The organism is Candidatus Kurthia intestinigallinarum, from assembly GCF_003991225.1.
GTDB classification, from domain to species: domain Bacteria; phylum Bacillota; class Bacilli; order Bacillales_A; family Planococcaceae; genus Kurthia; species Kurthia populi.
Genome location: NZ_JTFC01000105.1, coordinates 1 through 1,173 on the forward strand (window position 1 = coordinate 1; position 1,173 = coordinate 1,173).

2 protein-coding genes are annotated in these 1,173 nt (G+C 35.5%); one reads left to right on the forward strand and one right to left on the reverse strand.

Annotation, left to right across the window (positions count from 1 at the left end):
- Positions 1 to 175: 175 nt before the first annotated feature.
- A complete protein-coding gene (locus QI30_RS18930) occupies positions 176 to 514 on the reverse strand; it encodes a winged helix-turn-helix transcriptional regulator (protein WP_126992084.1) in 339 nt (112 codons plus the stop codon).
- Between the two features lie 107 nt (positions 515 to 621).
- Here QI30_RS18930 and QI30_RS18935 point away from each other — a divergent pair, with 107 nt between their 5' ends.
- Positions 622 to 1,005: a RidA family protein gene (locus QI30_RS18935; RefSeq protein WP_126992085.1), complete on the forward strand. Its 384-nt coding sequence runs from the start codon at positions 622 to 624 to the stop codon at positions 1,003 to 1,005.
- Positions 1,006 to 1,173 lie beyond the last annotated feature (168 nt).

Sequence of the window (1,173 nt, forward strand, 5' to 3'; positions counted from 1 at the left end):
TTTTAAGTATGAAGTTTCAATAGGTCTTCCACTCTCCAGCAAACCTTATGGATTCCTTGCCTTGCATAAAAAATCGTTGGCATGATACTTAACAGTAAATAAGAGAAAGAATTTCTAGTAATGAAATTCGTTCTCAATTTTAAAATCTATATGATGAAACGCATAAAAAGTTTAACTAATTTTTTTGATTTTTTAAACCCCATTCACATAACTGTTCCAAAGCCGGTAATAGGGATTGTGCTTTTTGTGTAAGACTGTACTCTACTTTAGGTGGGACTTGCGGATATTCTTTTCGTACAATCATGCCGTCTGCTTCCAACTCTTTAAGCTGTGAACTTAATATTTTGAAGGTAATGGTCCCCAATTTTCTTTGCAATTCATTAAAGCGGACTGTTTCGTTTTCTGCCAAAATATAAATAATTAGCATTTTCCACTTACCACCAATAATTGATAATGTATAGCCAAAAGGTGTCTCTCGAACGTTGCCCTTCTCTACATAGTCAGACATCCCCATCTTTTTACACTATCCTTTCTAATAGTACCTATCAAAAAAGTGCGTACTATTTTTTTATTTATGACTATTTTATATTTAACCTATTCTCAAGTAAAGGAATGGTAAAAATGAAAAAAATTAAAACAGTCAACCACGATCTTTGGGATCACGGCATTTCCCAGGGGTTCAGCGTAGATGGAACAGTCTATATTTCCGGGCAGTTTTCTCATGATTCGGAAGGAGTCTTTGTCGGTGAAGGAGATATTGAAGCGCAAACTCGACAAACACTGGCAAATCTAGACCGTGTATTAGAAGGGTTTAATATTACAAAATCGAACCTTGCCTATTTGGAAATTTATTTAACGAATGCACAAGAGGATACAGGGCCAGCTATCCAAATTTTTAAAGAATATATGGGACAGCATCGCCCAGCCGGCAGCCTGATCGGTGTAAACCACTTGGCTTCTCCTGAGCAATTAATTGAAATTAGCGCTATTGCGTACACGGATTAGTTGAGTGTGAATTCACTACTTTTGTAAGTACCTTAATTTATAAACGGAGAACAAAAACACCTCAAAAGAAAACCTTGATACAGCAAGCATTTCCTCTGTATCAAGGAAATAAATGATGTCAATGGGAGTTGTGAAAGTAATTAAAGTTAAAAAGAAGTTTAGATTTTG